This window comes from uncultured Enorma sp., assembly GCA_905210055.1.
GTDB lineage: Bacteria > Actinomycetota > Coriobacteriia > Coriobacteriales > Coriobacteriaceae > Enorma.
The window spans coordinates 1-16,267 of the sequence record CAJLVH010000029.1; the positions used below are offsets into that span (position 1 = coordinate 1).

General features: G+C 63.2%; 12 protein-coding genes. 10 read left to right on the forward strand and 2 right to left on the reverse strand.

Annotation, left to right across the window (positions count from 1 at the left end; genetic code table 11):
- The 4 genes from QZ079_RS03445 to QZ079_RS03460 form a co-directional block, all read left to right on the forward strand.
- The coding region (locus QZ079_RS03445) for an adenylosuccinate synthetase (protein WP_297035141.1) at window positions 1-401 on the forward strand (401 nt) is incomplete at its 5' end.
- A 57-nt stretch (window positions 402-458) separates the two neighbouring features.
- Complete coding sequence (locus QZ079_RS03450) at window positions 459-1,376, forward strand: DegV family protein (RefSeq protein WP_291288794.1); 918 nt, start codon at window positions 459-461, stop codon at window positions 1,374-1,376.
- A gap of 109 nt (window positions 1,377-1,485) precedes the next feature.
- Window positions 1,486-2,787 carry a phosphoribosylamine--glycine ligase gene (gene purD, locus QZ079_RS03455; RefSeq protein WP_297035145.1) on the forward strand — a complete coding sequence of 434 codons (1,302 nt, stop codon included), beginning with the start codon at window positions 1,486-1,488 and terminating at the stop codon, window positions 2,785-2,787.
- Window positions 2,788-3,021: 234 nt separating this feature from the next.
- Window positions 3,022-5,268 carry a MurT ligase domain-containing protein gene (locus QZ079_RS03460; protein ID WP_297035148.1) on the forward strand — a complete coding sequence of 749 codons (2,247 nt, stop codon included), beginning with the start codon at window positions 3,022-3,024 and terminating at the stop codon, window positions 5,266-5,268.
- Here the strand turns inward: QZ079_RS03460 and QZ079_RS03465 are convergent.
- A complete protein-coding gene (locus tag QZ079_RS03465; RefSeq protein ID WP_297035151.1) occupies window positions 5,214-5,615 on the reverse strand; it encodes a hypothetical protein in 402 nt (133 codons plus the stop codon). The two genes, QZ079_RS03460 and QZ079_RS03465, sit on opposite strands and share 55 nt — an antisense overlap.
- A 418-nt stretch (window positions 5,616-6,033) precedes the next feature.
- Here QZ079_RS03465 and arcC point away from each other — a divergent pair, with 418 nt between their 5' ends.
- The 5 genes from arcC to QZ079_RS03490 all read left to right on the forward strand — a co-directional run bounded on the left by arcC (window position 6,034) and on the right by QZ079_RS03490 (window position 13,701).
- Window positions 6,034-6,996 carry a carbamate kinase gene (arcC, locus tag QZ079_RS03470; RefSeq protein ID WP_297035154.1) on the forward strand — a complete coding sequence of 321 codons (963 nt, stop codon included), beginning with the start codon at window positions 6,034-6,036 and terminating at the stop codon, window positions 6,994-6,996.
- Window positions 6,997-7,298: 302 nt separating this feature from the next.
- Window positions 7,299-8,126 carry a zinc ribbon domain-containing protein gene (locus QZ079_RS03475; RefSeq protein WP_297035157.1) on the forward strand — a complete coding sequence of 276 codons (828 nt, stop codon included), beginning with the start codon at window positions 7,299-7,301 and terminating at the stop codon, window positions 8,124-8,126.
- Between the two features lie 133 nt (window positions 8,127-8,259).
- The gene (locus tag QZ079_RS03480; RefSeq protein ID WP_297035161.1) at window positions 8,260-11,589 is read left to right on the forward strand and encodes a VWA domain-containing protein; all 3,330 of its coding nucleotides are present in this window, start codon (window positions 8,260-8,262) and stop codon (window positions 11,587-11,589) included.
- Window positions 11,590-11,761: 172 nt separating this feature from the next.
- Window positions 11,762-12,580 carry a zinc ribbon domain-containing protein gene (locus QZ079_RS03485; RefSeq protein ID WP_297035165.1) on the forward strand — a complete coding sequence of 273 codons (819 nt, stop codon included), beginning with the start codon at window positions 11,762-11,764 and terminating at the stop codon, window positions 12,578-12,580.
- Between the two features lie 254 nt (window positions 12,581-12,834).
- A complete protein-coding gene (locus tag QZ079_RS03490; protein ID WP_297035168.1) occupies window positions 12,835-13,701 on the forward strand; it encodes a zinc-ribbon domain-containing protein in 867 nt (288 codons plus the stop codon).
- Between the two features lie 175 nt (window positions 13,702-13,876).
- On the opposite strand, the gene QZ079_RS03495 is transcribed toward QZ079_RS03490, so the two are convergent.
- A complete protein-coding gene (locus QZ079_RS03495) occupies window positions 13,877-14,746 on the reverse strand; it encodes a C39 family peptidase (protein ID WP_297035170.1) in 870 nt (289 codons plus the stop codon).
- Between the two features lie 491 nt (window positions 14,747-15,237).
- On the opposite strand from QZ079_RS03495, the gene QZ079_RS03500 reads away from it, so the two are divergent.
- Window positions 15,238-16,182 (forward strand): zinc dependent phospholipase C family protein, encoded by a 945-nt coding sequence (locus QZ079_RS03500; protein ID WP_297035173.1) that lies wholly within the window; start codon window positions 15,238-15,240, stop codon window positions 16,180-16,182.
- Window positions 16,183-16,267 lie beyond the last annotated feature (85 nt).

The window sequence follows — 16,267 nt, forward strand, 5'->3', positions numbered from 1 at the left end:
AGGAGGACCGATTCTATATCGAAGAAGAACAGGACCGTTTTGACAACATCGGCCCCATCGCCAACTTCTCTGCCCGCGTGAACGGTCTCACGCACATCGCGCTCACCAAGCTCGACGTGCTGTCCGCCTTCGACACCATCCCCGTGTGCGTCGCCTACGACTGCGACGGCGTGCGCTACACCTCCGTGCCCGAGCACGAGAGCGTGTTCGCTCACGCGGTGCCCGTGTACGAGGAACTACCCGGCTGGAAGTGCGATATCTCCGGCTGCCGCAGCTTCGAGGAGCTGCCGAAGAACGCTCAGGACTACGTGCTGCGCCTCGAGGAGCTCGCACATACGCCCATCGCGTTCGTCTCGGTCGGGCCGGATCGCGAGCAGACCATCAACCGTTCCTGGCGCTAGGCGCGTCCCGACTCGGACACGCGACGACGCTCGATACTCGCTGGCAAGGAGTGATGTATGAACAAGTTCGCTATCGTGTTGGATAGCGCCGCCGATATCCCCGCGCCTTTGGTGGAGAAGTACGACCTGCGTGTCGTGCCGCTTCATGTGACGTTCGGCTCGACGGAGTACTCCGACGGCGTCGACATCGAGATCGGCGAGTTCTTGAACAGGCTCGAAGGCGTTGACGAGCTGCCGATTACCTCGCAGCCCGCGCCTGCGGACTTCATCGACGTGTACAACAAGCTCGCCGACGAGGGCTATGCCGCCATCCTCTCCATCCACCTTTCCGCCGCCCTCTCCGGTACGTACGAGTGCGCACGCACGGTGGCGGCGGCCATCTCGGAGGCGCGCGGCATCCGCATCGAGGCGATTGATTCGTGTTCCGCGACGGTTGGCGAGGGCGCTATGGTGCTCGAGGCCGCTTGCATCGCCGCTGCGGGCGGGACGATCGACGAGGCGATCGAACGCGTGGAGAACATTCGCCGCACGCATAGGATCTACTTCATTCCCGATTCGCTCACCAACCTGGTCAAGGGCGGGCGCGCGAGCAAGTTCCAGGGACTCGCGACCTCCGTGCTCAACCTTAAGATCGTCGTGACGCTCACCGAGGCCGGCGGCATCGAGGTGCTGCACAAGGCGAAGGGTATGAAGAACGCCGTGAGCTACATCGTGAAGCTCATGGCCGAGCGCACGCGCGAGGTGGGTCCTTCGGTTTACTACAAGCTGCATACCAAGGCGTATGAGGCACTCGACCACATGGAGCACGCAATCGAGAAGGTCGACGCGCAGGTGCGCTTTCTCACGGTTGCGACGATCGGCCCCACGATTGCGACGCACGTCGGTCTTCATGCCGTCGGCCTGTTCACCTATCCGGAGGAGTTCCACAACCCCGAGCTCGACAACATCGCCGAGTACCTCACCCCCGATTTCTGATATTGGGGACAGTCCCCAATGTCATGGCAAGCGGGACGGGCGCCGAGACGATCTTTGAGAAGCGGCGCCAGATTATCGCCCTGGTTTCGCGTGAGATAAGGAGCGCGCTATGAGCACAGACAACAAGACCATCGACATCCTGCTGCTGGGGAGCGGCGGCCGTGAGCACGCGCTCGCCGCGAAGTTGGCCGCGTCTCCCTTGTGCGGCACGCTCTACATCGCGCCGGGCAACGGCGGAACGGTCCAGGTGGGCGAGAACGTCGCGCTCGCCGAGGATGATCCGGAGGCTGTTGCCGATTTCGCCCGCGAGACGGGTGTGGGGCTCGTGGTGATCGGCCCCGAGGCGCCGCTCGTGGCCGGTGTAGCCGATGCGGTGCGCGCGGCGGGCATCTCGTGCTTCGGCCCGGGTGCTGAGGGCGCGCAGATGGAGGGTTCGAAGAAGTTCTCCAAGGAACTCATGGCACGCGCGGGGATTCCCACGGCGGCGTACGGCTCCTTCACTGATGAGGCCTCGGCGCTCGCCTACGTGCGCGAGCAGGGAGCACCGATCGTTGTGAAGGCCGACGGCCTCGCGGCGGGCAAGGGCGTGATCGTGGCCGCGACGCTCGAAGAGGCCGAAGATGCCGTGCGCGAGTGCTTCCAGGGCGCGTTCGGCGCGGCGGGCTCAACGGTTGTCGTGGAGGAATGCCTCACGGGTCCGGAGTGCTCCCTCCTGGCGTTCACCGATGGCAAGACCGTGCTGCCCATGGCGACGGCGCAAGACCACAAGCGCGCCCTCGAGGGCGACAAGGGGCCGAACACGGGCGGCATGGGCGTGTACAGCCCGGTGCCCATCGTGACCGAGGACGAGCTCTCGGCCATGAAGCAGGTCATGCTCAATACGGTGGCAGAGCTCGCTGCCGAGGGCATCGACTACCGCGGCTGCCTCTATGGCGGCTTCATGCTCATCAACGACGGTCCCAAGGTGCTCGAGTTCAATGCCCGTTTCGGCGATCCCGAGACGCAGGTGATCTTGCCGCGTTTGAAGAACGACCTCGTGGAGGTCATGCTTGCCTGCGCAGAGCGGCGTCTTGACGAAGTCGAGCTCGCATGGCGCGACGAATGGGCGGTCGCTGTGGTGCTCACGAGTGCCGGCTACCCCGGATCATACGAGAAGGGTAAGGTCATCACTGGCATTGAGGATGCCGAGGCCATGGAGGACGTGACGGTCTACCATGCTGGCACGGCGGTGCGCGAGGACGGCGAGCTCGTGACAAGCGGAGGCCGTGTGCTGGCGGTGACGGCGCTGGGCGATACCTTCGAGGCCGCGCGCGACCTCGCCTACGAGGCGTGTGAGAAGATCGACTTTGAGGGCAAGACGCTTCGCCGCGACATCGGTCTGCGCGCGCTTCGCGGACGTGAGGCGTGGTAGGCGTAACGCCTTCGCGCCAATCGCGGAGCGATGGCCGTGCGGCCGTATCGGGTTAGGGAAGGTCATGGGTAAGCGATTCCATTTCGACATGTTGGCGGTGAGACCCCGGCGATTCTGCCCTGCCTCCGCATGCCACAACCGTGCATCTACGTGCTTTCGGCGGAACGGTTATCGGTTCCCGACGGTCGTCTCGCCGTTTTCGTATGCATGTGACACCGATGAAAGGGGTAGCAGATGAGGGTATCTCTGCGGTTCCATCTGGCCATCGCGGCCGCTAAGGTGACGTCGTTCGCGCTGAAGCTCGCGGGGCGCACGGGCGAGCACCTACCGGGCGTCGTCGCGCACGCCATCGACCCGAAGATCCTCGACCATATTCCGAAACCCGCGCGGGTCGTGTTCATCTCCGGTACGAACGGCAAGACGACCACGACGAACCTGCTTTCGGACGTGCTGGCCGACAACGGCGTCGCGCATATCTCGAACCGTTCCGGCGCGAACATCGTGAACGGTATCGAGACGGCTTTTCTGAAGAATGCCACGCTTACCGGGCTCCAGCGCATACCGGTTGCCATCATGGAGCTCGATGAGGTCTCGTATCGTACGGTCATGCCATATGTCGAGCCGGAAATCTCGCTCGTCACCAATTTATACGGGGATACGTTCACGCGCAGCGCGGATCCGGCATACATCTTCGACATCATGTCGACGCTCACGCCGGCTGGGAGCAAGGTCGTGCTCAACGCCGATGACCTCATCAGCTGCCGCATCGCGCCCCAGGCCGCCGACAAGGTCTACTACTCCATCGCGCAGCTGCCGGATGACACCGACGGGCCGCAGGGAATCGTCTGCGACCTCACGGCTTGCCCGGATTGTGGAGGTGCGCTGGAGTATGACTGGTGCCATCTGCGGCACCTCGGGCGCGCCCACTGCACGGCCTGCGGGCTCACCAATCCGGAACCCGACTATCTTGTCACCCGCATCGATCGCGACGCCCACACCTTCACGGTTTCGGAGCGCTGCCGCCCCGATGCGCCTGAATACGAATACCATTTCGGAGCCTACTCGGTGGCGAACATCTACAACCTGCTGTGCGTTGTGGTCGCGGCGCGCGAGTTCGGTCTGACCCCGCAGCAAATCGCGTGCTCGCTAGAGCGCCTGAGCCTTCCGGAGCAGCGCTTCGTGGAACGTGAAGTGGCTGGGAAACGAATCGTCACCATCGCGTCCAAGGGCGAGAACGCGACTGCCAACTCGGTTGCGTTCGACGCCATTCGCAAAGAGCCGGGTGCCAAGGACGTCGTCATCATGATTTCGGACAACCATATGGCGGAGGTTCCCGAGGATACCGAGTACATCGGATGGTACTGGCAGGCGGACTTCGAGTATTTCAAAGATCCGTGCATCAGGCACCTGTTCGTATACGGTTGCACCGCAGACGATATCCTGCTCCGCATGCGCATGGCGGGAATCGACCCATCAATCATCAGCATAGTCGACAATCCTATGGAGATCGTCGATCTGGTGGATTTCGACGAGGTCGACGGCGTTTTCTTCGCCCATGGTACGACCACGGTGGAGATTGCGCACGGCGTCGCCGATAAGCTCGTTGAGAAGGCGCAGGGGGCGGAGCTCTCCGCGTCCGCGGATCGGGTGGCGGCAGACGCGGCGGCCGAGGCCGTGAGGGGTACGGCAGGTTGCGCGGCGACTGAGCCTGACCACGCCGAGTCGGATGCCTGCGAAGGTGCGCCTGATGTCGTCATCGAGCTGCTGTACCCCGAGTACGGAAACCAAGGCGGAGATAACGGCAACGCGATGATCTTGCGGCAGAGCCTGCCCGATGCAACGTTCATTGAAACGCGGTACGGAGACGAGCCGTACTTCGCACATGGTGTTCCCTCGCTAATCGTGATGTCGAGCATGCCCGAGATGCAGCAGGAAAACGTCATCAAGGCGCTCATGCCGTATCGCAATCGCCTGGCAGAGCTGGTCGAGGCGGGCGTTCCCATGTTCTTCTCGGGTACAGCCGGCGAGGTTTTGGGCAAAGAAATCGTGAACCCCGACGGCTCGGCCGTCGAGGCTCTGGGCATTCTCGATATGGTGACCAGGCGGTGCGAGCCCCAGCGGTTCCGCGATGTGAACCTGGGGGTGTTCGATCCCGGTGATGGGATGAAGCCGTTCGAGGTGGTCGGCTACAAGGTTCAGTTCACTCAGATGGAGGGTGACAACGCGGGGTGCTGTTTCTGCGAGAACGAGATCGGGTTCGGCTTGAACGAGCATACGAAGCTCGAGGGTTTTCGCAAGAACAACCTCATCGCGACCTGGATGCTCGGGCCGGTGCTCCCGCTCAACCCCGATTTGACCGCGTGGCTCCTCAAGCAGGCTACCGGAGACAGCTGCCGACCGGCGTATGAGAAGGAGTCGCGTGCTTGCTACGAGCGCCGCCTCACGGAGTTCCGCATCCCCGGCGTGGGCATGCACGTATAGCGCTTCGTGTTGCCAGCATGGCGCCGGCATCCTAGCCCCCGCGCCTCCATCGGTGCGATGTTCGCGTGGTATGCCTGCATCCTGGTGAAATCGCCTATATCGCGGGCGAAATCGCGCGGCAGGTAGTAGAACGTCTTCATGGTGGCGCGTGGCGTGGTGCGCGCGAGCGCCTTGGCGGAGCGCGGCTGCACGTCCTCGTCGCCCGTGCCCGCCGTGATGAAGGGCGGGGGCAGCGCTGCGATGTTATCGGCGGCGATGCGATTCGCGATAGTGCCGCGCCGTGCATCGAACGCCGCACGACCATGCGGGGCGGGGTGCCCTTGGGGCAGAGCGGATAGTTGGCGCATATGAGTGCGTATCCCGCCTCGGTGATGGCTCGCATGTACGGTGCGGACGGGTCGTCGCGCCCTGCCACTCTGCATACCTCGCGTGCCCCGGCAGGTGGGGACAGGTGGCAGACGCCGTACTAGCAACCGGATGAATATGCATAAAAATGCGCTTTATGGCGTTGCGATGCGTATGAGCGAACACGTGCCGTGCGTTCGCGTCAACCACCTTGCTTTAGCGCGATAACGTGCGCTTAAAGAAACGTCCATAGGGCATCGCGTTGGGCGGCGATTATCGACCGCTCGGCCGGTTCGCGACGAAATCTGCCGCCGGAAATGAATGAATTCGTCTCATTTGAGAATATAATAGCTAGCCTACTCGCGCGACGCCGCGTGAGGGATGCATGTTGCGTGTAATCGCTTCGAGAAAGGAACAGCCATGCCCAAGACCCTTGAAGTGCCCAATCGCGTCGTCGTCGCTCTGGGCGGCAATGCTTTGGGCGATACGCCGGAAGAGCAGATCGAGCGCGCCAACAACACGGCCAAAGCGCTCATCGGCCTCATCGAGCAGGGCAACGAGATCATCATCACCCATGGTAACGGCCCGCAGGTCGGCATGATTCAGAACGCGTTCGCCGCCGCTCACGATGCCATCAACACGCCCGCCATGGATCTGCCTGAGTGCGGTGCCATGAGCCAGGGCTACATTGGCTATCACCTGCAGCAGGCGATCGGTCGCGAGATGCACCGTCGCTATAAGCGCTGGCACGTCGCGACTGTCGTGACCCAGATCGAGTGCGACCCGGACGACCCGGCGTTCCAGAACCCCACGAAGCCCATCGGCCCCTTCTATACCGAGGAGCAGGCCAAGGAGATCATGGCGGAGGATCCTTCCAAGATCTTCGTCGAGGATTCCGGTCGTGGTTGGCGCCGCGTCGTGGCCTCCCCCGAGCCCAAGAAGATCGTCGAGCAGCCCTCGATCCTGAACCTGCTCGATAACGAGTTCATCGTTATCGCTTGCGGTGGCGGCGGCATTCCCGTGGTGCGCGATTATTCCGATCACGGCGTCTACAAGGGCGTTCCCGCCGTTATCGACAAGGACCTGGGCGGCGAGCTTTTGGCCGAGGACTGCAAGGCCGACGTGCTCTTCCTCCTCACGGCTGTCGAGCACGTGGCGATCAACTTCGGTAAGCCTAACCAGGAGAACCTCACCGATATCACGGCCGACGAGGCCGAGCGTCTGGCCGACGAAGGCCAGTTCGGCAAGGGTTCCATGGAGCCGAAGGTGCGCGCTGCCATCAAGTTCGCGCGCAGCCTCCCCGGCCGTGTGTGCATCATCGGCGCGCTCGACAGGGCCGCCGAGACCATGTCCGGCCTCTCCGGCACGCGCATCCACGCATAGGCTTCGGATAGCTTCATCTTCCTGGCGGCCGACCCGCTTCCCCTTTCGCTTGTCCTCGGCGCTTCGCGCCTGCGGAATCGCTCAAGGGGAAGCGGGTCGGCCTGCATCTGTCGCTTCCTGCGCGTGGGATAAAGATGGTGCGCTTGGCATCGGCGAGATCTTTTAGGGCGAGGCTCCGCGCCCGACGTTGATGGAACGTTTTCGTTTCGCTTGTCGGCGCGGCCTTGTGGGCAAAACCTCCGCGCGGTACAACTGAATAGATGCGAATTGAGATTTGCGCCAAGCGCGGGGGTGGTGCTTCTATGGCCGAGGCTGCACGGTATTGTCGGGCATGCGGAAAGAAGCTCGAGAAGGGGGCGACGTTCTGCCCGTACTGTGGCGAGCGCATCGAGGCGCCGGTCGACGCGCCCGCCCGTGAGGCGCGCGGTTCCGAAGCCGAGATTTCGACAGCCGCGCAGGACGAGCAGGCGGCTGTGCCAAAGCAGGCTCCTTCATCCACAACGGTTTCGCACGCGCCCACCACGCGCACATGCGTTTTCAACCCCGTCACCACGCCCGCCCGCGCCTCCGAGCGCCTCGGTTCATCGTCGCTCGTCACGCTCGGTGTTTGGATCGCGGCGGGAATCGGCTTCATTTCCGCGGCAATCATGTTCGTTTCGTTCGCCGGCTCGCTCGGCCAAGCAATCGCAGAGCTTTCCGTGCTTGCTGTGCCGCAGGCGGCCCTCGGCGCGGTCGTTTACGCTGCGGCCTCCCTTATGCTCATCTACCTCATCGGGGGTCTGGGTATGGGGCTGTTGCGGCGCGTTCTTGCGCAAAGGCAACTGAGGCCGGGGCGCGTCGTTGCCGCGTTCGTCCGGGCGCTCGTCGTCGCAGTAATCGTGGCCGCCGGGATGCTGTTCGTCGTGCCTGCGCTCGACGACGCCTCTCTGGCGCATCCGCTCGCGGCTTTCTTCGCCGGCAGCTCGTCGGGCGTCGCGAAGGGCTTGTTCCTCTTGTTCAGCCGCCTGTGGCCGATGCTCTCGAAGATGCTGCCCGTATTCGGTGTCGAGGCGGTGCTGCTCTTCGCGCTGCAGCACCTTATCCGGCGCGGAACGGTTACGACTTCACCTGCACCGCCGCAGGCGAGTTGACCCCTCGCCGCTCCGTCGTCTCGAACCATCCGTCCCAACGAAATGAGCTCCCATGAAACGCTGCAAAAACTGCAAAGCGCCACTCGATAAGCAAGCCACCGCGTGCCCGCAGTGTGGAACCCCGGTTCGCAGTATGAAGCTGAGACATAAACTGCTCATTGCGCTTGCAGTGCTTCTGCTCGTCATTGGTGGAATCATAGGCGCGCTCTTCGCAACGGGTCACGGCGATCTCATCACCGGCTTGCCCGCGCGCATCGCTGCGGCGTTCAGCGGCGACGCGAACGGTGCGGGTCGCGCGGGTACGGACGGTACCGGCGGCTCGAGCGGGGGAGGCGCGACGGGTGGCGGTGCAAGCCCATCCGAGACGGACTTCGTCTTGCTGGGAAGCGGGTTCACCGACCGCACCATCGGCTCCGAGGATGATGCTCGCGCCGCGGTTGAGGATGCCGCGCCGGCGCTCGGCATGGAGGATGCGGATGCAGAGCTGGGGACGTGCGCCTCGAACGAGGTGATGGGCAATAGCTACTATCGCTTCGCGCAGGAATACGAGGGCATCACGGTGTACGGTCGCAGCGTGGTGGTGAGCGCCGACGGCTCGGGCGAGGCGCTTGGCCTCACGAGCAACTACGCCGCGCTGGGAGACATCGAGACCGAGCCGGCGATCGCAGCGGAAGAGGCTGAGGAGCGGGTCATTGCCAGCGTCGACGATGTCCAGTGGACGATGTCCGAGGGGCTCACCATCTATTCGCTCTACGACACGGATCCGTTCGCCGCATGGCAAATTCTTGTCGTCACGGGCGATGGCGCGTACCGCTACTTCGTATCTGCGGAGACGGGCAGCGTCGTCGCGCGCGAGGTTGCGGGCAATACGGCGACGGGCAGGGACTTGAACGGCGATACCGTGCGATTCAACACGTCGCGCCAGGGCGATGGCTTCGCGCTCGTGGATTCCGAGCGCGGCATTTCCGCCTATGATGCGGAGGGCGAAGGCCGTACCGAGATCTATGCGCATATCACTATGACCGGAGAAGACGGCGGTCGCGTTCGCCTTGCGCCCAGCGCGGCGGGCGGCGGGTATGTATGGGAGATCGAAGGCCATAGTTCAGCGACGCTCCTCGTGAACACGATGACCGGCCAATACCTGATCGAATATGAAGATGGGACGCGCGAGGCGATTGCGTCGACGTCGTTCGAGTATGGCGATCACCTCGTTACGAGCGAGAGCGATAGCGATTGGTCGAATGCGGGCGCGAACACGCTTGTGGACTCCACAGCGACCGCGTACGACTATTATCTCGAGGTGCTCGGCTGGGAAAGCTACGACGGTGCGGGCGGCCCCATCCACGCGGTCTACGGCTTGCCCGAAAGCAATGCGTTCTCGTGGGTGCCCACGGGAGACTACGCGCTCCTCGCGGCGGGCGGCAGCATGCCGTACCCTGGGCGCATGGTGATCGGCCATGAATTCACGCACGCTGTCGTGAGCGCCACCTGCGCGCTCTCGGGCGATGAGACCGAGCAGGCGGGGCCGCTCAACGAGGCGGTTTCGGATCTTATTGGCGTTGCCATCTCGGATATGAACGATAACGGCATCGCCGATAACTCATATGACTGGGATATCGAGGGTACGGACAGAAATCTTGAGGATCCGGAATCGAGCAATCTGCCGGACAGCGTGAATAGTAGGTGGTACTGGGACGAGAACCTCAACCCGCAGGCGGGATCCGACGACGACCCTTATGAAGAGCACCACAATGCGACGGTCATAGGGCATGCGGGGTATCTCATGTGCGCGGAGGGATCCGAGGCTGCGGTGGTCGATGGCGACGCGCTCAGCACCGAGGAGATGGCGAAGCTCGTGTTCGTCTCGTTCTTTACCATGCCCGCCGACTGCACCTTCAACGAATTCGCGACCATCATGCAGAACGTGGCGCAGACGTTCTGCTCGCAGGGGACGCTCACGCAGGCTCAGGCCGATCGCGTGACCTCGGCATTTGTGAATGTCGGGCTCTATGGGTATGACCGCGCCCTCACACTGGAGCCGGATGCAACGCTTTCGGTGCTCGACGTGAACGGTGAGCCCTACGGGTCGTATACCGTGGCGCTTGAAGCGGTATATGTGAAGGGCTCGCAGACCGCCGCCGAGCTCAACCAGAGCGGCGATATGCAGCGCACCGCCTCGTCGACCGACCCGCTGCCGCTCGACTTCCCGGCGGAGGGCGTCTACCGCATGACGCTGACCGACGGCGCGAACTCCGCACGCTCCGAGGAGTTCGTCGTGTCGGTGCTCGCGCGCGGGGAGAGCTCTTGCGAGCTGCAGACCGATTTCGGCGGTGTGGATCAGGCGTCTGCCCAGGCGGAGCGCACGCGGGTCATCACGGGGGAGCAAGACATCTCGTTGGTGCTCGACGTATCGAGCAGCATGAGCGGAAGCCGCATCGAGCAGCTGCGCAGCGCGGCACAGGGCTTCGTGGACACGGCGTTCGCGGATTCGAGCCAGGTGCGCGTTGGCATGGTTGCCTACAACCAGGACGTGAGCGTGCGCGTTCCGCTCGCGGTGGAGCCGGGGAGCCTCGAGAGCGAGATTGCGTCGCTCGATGCGAGCGGGAGCACCAATATCGAGCTCGCGCTTCAAACGGCGCGGGCACAGCTGGAATCGGGCACGGCGGATCGGAAGATTATCGTGCTCATGTCGGACGGCGAGCCGACGGACGGCGCCCAAGGTGACGACCTCATCGCGGTGGCGAACGAGCTGAAGGAAGCCGGCTTCAAGATCTATACCGTGGGCGTTGAGCAGGCTCCGGCTGGCGAGAGCCTCCTGCGCGCCATGGCGAGCGACGGCTGCTATTACTCGGTCGATGCCGAGAGCCTGAGCGCGTTCTTCGCGCAGATCGCTACCGAGATTAGCGGCGTGCCGTATATGTACGTGCGCATCGAGTGTCCTGTCGAGGTCACGGTGAGCTACAACGGCGAAACCCTGTCTTCGGCGGGAGATAATCCGAGCACGCTGACGTCCTTCGGCTCGCTTGCGTTTGAGGCGGTGGAAGGCCAGACAGCAAGCGATGGGACGCAAGAAACCGTCAAGATCTTGCGCCTGCGCGAAGGCGTGCCCTATACGGTGGAGATCGAAGGCACGGGCATGGGCACGATGGACTACGTCATCGCGTTCGTGGACGAGCAGGGCGACTACGCGGATTTCCGCACGTTCGACGGGATCGAGATCACCAACCGCACCCAGATCGAGACGGTGGCGGAATATGCGAGGGAGACGTTGCTCCAGGTCGACGAGGACGGCGACGGCGTTTGGGATCGCTCGTACCGGGCGGGGGTGAACGAAAATGCCGTGCTTGTTGATAACGGCTGGGCGGCTCTGGTGGTGTGCGCGGGCGCGGTCGGTGCGTTCGCGCTCATCGTCGCAGTGCGCGGGCGCTCGCTTCTGCGTCTGCTGAAACAAGCTCGTCGCTAGTGGATTTGCTAACGTCCAGCTTACCGGCTTGAACTATAGTTAAGTGAAAGCACACCGCTGCGCGATCTCACGGTATCTCGCGCGGCGGTGCACGGATGCTTCGCCGGCCACGCCGTTGCGGGAATTGCGTTGCGCCCGCCGGGCGACCGGGGATGGGAAGGGAAGGTAGATCATGTTCTGTCCTTATTGCGGCACCCAACTGCCAGACGGTTCGGCCTTTTGCGGCAACTGCGGCAAGCCACTGAGCCAGCAGCCGGCGGGCAACGCGGCTCCCGCTGCGCAGCCCGCTGGCATGCCGCCCGCGCCGGCACCCCAGCCGGGAAACGTGCCGCCCGCGACGCCCCCAGACTTCAACCAGCAGACCCCGTTCGATGCCAAGCCCGCCAAGAAGCCGTTCCAAGTGACGCGTGGCATGACGATCGGCATCCTCGCAGTCGCAGTCGTCGCCGTGGTGGCCATCGTCCTCGCCGTGACCGGCGTCTTCGGCGGCGGCTCGGGCGAGTCGAGCGCTACGGCCGTTGCCGACAAGCTCGGCGGTCTGTACAACGACCTGCTCCAGAGCGACTTCGATAGCGATGCTTTCGAGTCCTTCGGCAACGGGATGCTCAACCTGTATCCCGATGAAGTGGTGGATGGCCAGCTCGAAAGCATGGGCTACGATTCTCGTGAAGACTTCTCTGAAACCCTCGGGCAAAACTACGACTATGGGATGTCGTATTACAGCGACGACCTCAGCTATATGACCATCGAAATCGACGTCACGCTCGGCGACAAGCTCGATGGCTCTCGGCTCTACAATGTGAATACCTACCTCGAGCAGTATGGCCTCGAGGCGACCGACGGCTATTTGCTCGAGGCTACCCTGACGGCGACGCTCACGGAGGATTACAATGGCTTCAGCGCCGGCGAGCAGCAGTCTCAGGAAACGAGCACCGGAATGGCGGCCATAGAGATCGACGGTCGCTGGTACCTGTATGAGGGCGTGTACTAACGCACTGAATTGGCTATCGTTTTGAGCGATGAGCCCGGGAGTCGGATGGATGTGCCGGCTTCCGGGTTTTTGCATGTGGCTCCGTGGGCGGCGTTGGAAGCCCTTTCAAAGAATTAACCGGGAACCGGCTGTAAGTGTAGTTACACTAGAAGCACGTACGGCCAGGGGTTTCGCGACCGCTGTGCCGAGGTATGGCGAGCATGCATGGCCTGTTTGGCGTGAGGCGCTGCAGCGGTTGCGAGAAAGGGGTACCCATGTTCTGTCCCTACTGTGGCACACAACTACCCGACGGCGCGGCCTTTTGCGGCACCTGCGGCAAGCCGGTGGGGAAGCAGTCGGCCGTCGCCGCGGCTCCCTCCGAACAGTCGGCTCCCGGGGTTCCCGCTGGCATGTCGGCTGTGCCTGTTTCCCAGCCGACGGCTCCTGTGCCGCAGCCCGGCTACATCCCGTCGGCGCAGTCTTCGACGCCGCCGGATTTCAACCAAACTCCCGTCGTCGTCCAGGGCGCCAAGAGACCCTTCCGGGTGACGCGCGGCATGACGATCGGTGTGCTTGCGGCGGCAGCGGTTGTCGCTGTGGCGATCATCGCGTTCGCCGTGACCGGGATCTTTGGCGGTAGCGGCGCGAACAGCCCTGAGGGCGTGGCCAACAGGTTGGGAGCCGTATACACCGATCTGCTCCAGAGCGACTTTGATGAGGCTGCGCTCACGAGATTCGGCAATGATGCGCTCGATCTTTTGCATCCTTCGATGGTGGAGGAATCCATCAGAAGCACGGGCTACCACAGCCGCGATGAGTACGCGGAGGGTTTCGGCGAACGATACGGCTCTGCCTTTGCCAGCCTTGGCAGGATCTCTGAGTACGTCGACTTCACCGTCGATATCAGAGTGGGCGACAAACTTACCAGCTACCAGCTTGCGACCGTGAACGATTCCCTTGCTCGATATGGGATTGAGGCGACGGATGGCTACAAGCTTGGCGGCACGATGACCGCAACGGTGCTGCGGGACTTCATGGGCTACAGCGCTGGCGACGTCGAAACGACCGACATGAGCTCGACGGGCATCATCGTTGTCAAGATCGACGGCAGCTGGTATCTGGTTACCGACATGTATGTGTAGCGCAGGCTAAGTTGTTCGCGCTGCGGGGGAGGGGGCGTAAAATTACCCCAGGGGTTTTTGACATGACATGATTCGATAACTCTACCGAAGAGCATGTTCGGCATGTCATGTCAAAAAACCCCTGGGTAATTTTACCGGGTAATTTTACGTGCCCCCGCAGCGCGATACCTGTGCTCTACAGGCTGAAGATCCAACAGACGCTGGCCTGCGAGAGCACGAATTTCAGATCCCATTTCTGCGCGGAACGATAGCTGCTATTCGGGTCGTGCATGTTGACCACGCCGGAATCGTCGATACCGTACAGGATGATGAAGTGGCCGACCGTCGTGAAGTATCCGGGACGCAGGACGCAGACTACGGGCTCGCCCGCGCGCAATGCGGAGACAATCTCGGAGGTAGAGCCGGGGTTGATGGCGGTTCCAGTGATCCCGAGGAGCGCCGCGCCGTCTGTCATGAACGCGTGCTCGGTTGCGCCGGTAGGGGCGAAGTTGTGCTCGTCTGCGAAGGCGCACATGTCGCCGGCGTCCATGTCGGTGTTCCCGGTAAGATAGATATAGATCATGGCAAGACAGGTGGGGCCGCATCCATTGCGCTCGACGGTTCCTCCCGCATAGGGCTTGCTGGACCAGGCGGGATCGGTCTGGTAGAGATAGGGTAGGCTGCCCTGCTCCCACTCCTCGCGCGGGGTGGATGCGGGGATTTGGGCTGCCGTCTTCGCCGGGATGTTGAGCAGCGACGCCTCCGCCTCCGTTGCGAGGCCGATGCCATCTACGAAGAATACGGTCGAAAGCAGCGTGAGGATGCCCGCGCCCACAAGCGCGCAGCGCACGACCACGGGAACTCTGAGTGCGGGCTGGGTGCGCCCCGAGGACCAACCGAGGGTGCCGTAGCGCATCGAGCCGAGGGAGCGGCGGCCGCGGCCCAGGCTGTTGCGAGACGGGTGGCCGGTACCTCTGTGCCCACGATGAAGAAGCCGGGAAATGGCGCTCGCCAGCGCAGAGATGAGTGCAACCGGTATGGCGATGATGATGCCGAGGGTGTTCAACGCAGGGTTTCTCGTGGGACGGGAGGTCGGCCGCATGCCGCCCCGGTGAGCTCTGCTACTCCCGTTTCGCTGCCTGAGCGGGCGGTGCTGTGCGTCTACCTGCCGATACTGCGCGCGTTGTTGCGGGGCGGGGTGCCGCGGCTGCGAGCCCTGAGACGGGCGCGGCCTTTGCCGTTGTTCCCGCGTGTCGTATTCGGACGGGATATCTTGCCTGCGATAGGTGGCAAGCCGCGCAGAACGCAGCGTGGGCTGTCCGGCTCCGGTATACCGAGCGCGATTCGTAGGCGTGCCGACGCGAGGCTCGTCCCGCCCGTCGTATTGTGATGCGCCTGTGTTCCGAGCCACGTTGCGTTCCCTTCAAGCAAATGCGGCTACCTGCAGCATCGTACCGCAACTGCCATGATATCGAAAACAGGAAGGCGCCGGGTTGTTTTGAAACCGCGCGCCAAGGGCATAATGAACCCGGACAACGCGACCTGAAAGGGGATCATATGCCCGCCCTGATCACGCATCATCTGTTTGGCGAGGAAAGCATCGACCGGCTTCCTGCCGGCGTCATCGGTACCGACGAGGAGCGCCTCGCGTTCCTCTTGGCAAACCAGGGGCCGGATCCCTATTTCTTCCGCGTGAGGACTCCGCGCGCCGCCCAATGCATGGACTTGGCGCGCTCGCTGCACCGCTGCAGGATCTCTCGGCAGTTCGAGGTGCTCCGCGACGGGGTCTCGCATCTGCGCCAGCACGACGCCCATGTGGGGCGTGCCTTCGTGCTCGGCCTGCTTTCGCACTACGCGCTCGACCGCGCCGCGCATCCGTTCGTGTATGCCCAGCAATGGGGCGTGCAGGAGACGGATGAGAGCCTGCAGAGTGCCGCAAACCAGGTCCACGCGATTATCGAGGGCGATATCGATGTGCTGATGCTGCAGCTCAAGCGCAACGGAGCGACTACCGAGGATTACCCGCCGGAGGGCGAGCTCGTCACCACCGAACGCATCAACAAGGTCGCGGGCACACTCATGAGCTATGCGGCGTTCAGCGTATACGGTATCGAGCTGGGCGCACCGGAGTACGGTGGAGCCGTCGCGGACATGAAGCTTGCGTACCGTATGGTCGAGCCTGCCGGGTCGCTGCAGTGCCAGCTCATCGGGAAGGCCGAGGCTGCCGTGCGCGGGAACTCGATCTTGGCGGCGCTCGCCCATCGCGTGACGACAGAACCGCCGCTGCGTGCGGGCAACATGGGCAAGCTCGCATGGGAGAACCCCTTCACCGGTGCGGTGAGCAGCGAGAGCTTCCCCGAGCTCTTCGACCGCGCCCTCGGTGAATATGAGGACGCGGCGGCACGTTTCATTGCCGGGGAGCCGCTCGCGCAGGTGACGCGCCATATGAACTACTCCGGTCGTCCGCTCGGCGAAGACGAGGAATTCGACCGCGAGGAGTAGCTGTGGCCGAAACGGGGACATGCCCTGCCATTGGGGACGGGGGTTATTGGCTGGGCAGGGGCGATTGGCATCAAAAAGCGCCCCT

Excerpts from the sequence above, each read along its gene's own strand:
- QZ079_RS03450 (WP_291288794.1), top strand. The coding sequence starts at position 459 with ATGAACAAGTTCGCTATCGTGTTGGATAGCGCCGCCGATATCCCCGCG.
- purD (WP_297035145.1), top strand. The coding sequence starts at position 1,486 with ATGAGCACAGACAACAAGACCATCGACATCCTGCTGCTGGGGAGCGGC.
- QZ079_RS03460 (WP_297035148.1), top strand. The coding sequence starts at position 3,022 with ATGAGGGTATCTCTGCGGTTCCATCTGGCCATCGCGGCCGCTAAGGTG.
- QZ079_RS03465 (WP_297035151.1), bottom strand. The coding sequence starts at position 5,615 with ATGCGCCAACTATCCGCTCTGCCCCAAGGGCACCCCGCCCCGCATGGT.
- arcC (WP_297035154.1), top strand. The coding sequence starts at position 6,034 with ATGCCCAAGACCCTTGAAGTGCCCAATCGCGTCGTCGTCGCTCTGGGC.
- QZ079_RS03475 (WP_297035157.1), top strand. The coding sequence starts at position 7,299 with ATGGCCGAGGCTGCACGGTATTGTCGGGCATGCGGAAAGAAGCTCGAG.
- QZ079_RS03480 (WP_297035161.1), top strand. The coding sequence starts at position 8,260 with ATGAAGCTGAGACATAAACTGCTCATTGCGCTTGCAGTGCTTCTGCTC.
- QZ079_RS03485 (WP_297035165.1), top strand. The coding sequence starts at position 11,762 with ATGTTCTGTCCTTATTGCGGCACCCAACTGCCAGACGGTTCGGCCTTT.
- QZ079_RS03490 (WP_297035168.1), top strand. The coding sequence starts at position 12,835 with ATGTTCTGTCCCTACTGTGGCACACAACTACCCGACGGCGCGGCCTTT.
- QZ079_RS03500 (WP_297035173.1), top strand. The coding sequence starts at position 15,238 with ATGCCCGCCCTGATCACGCATCATCTGTTTGGCGAGGAAAGCATCGAC.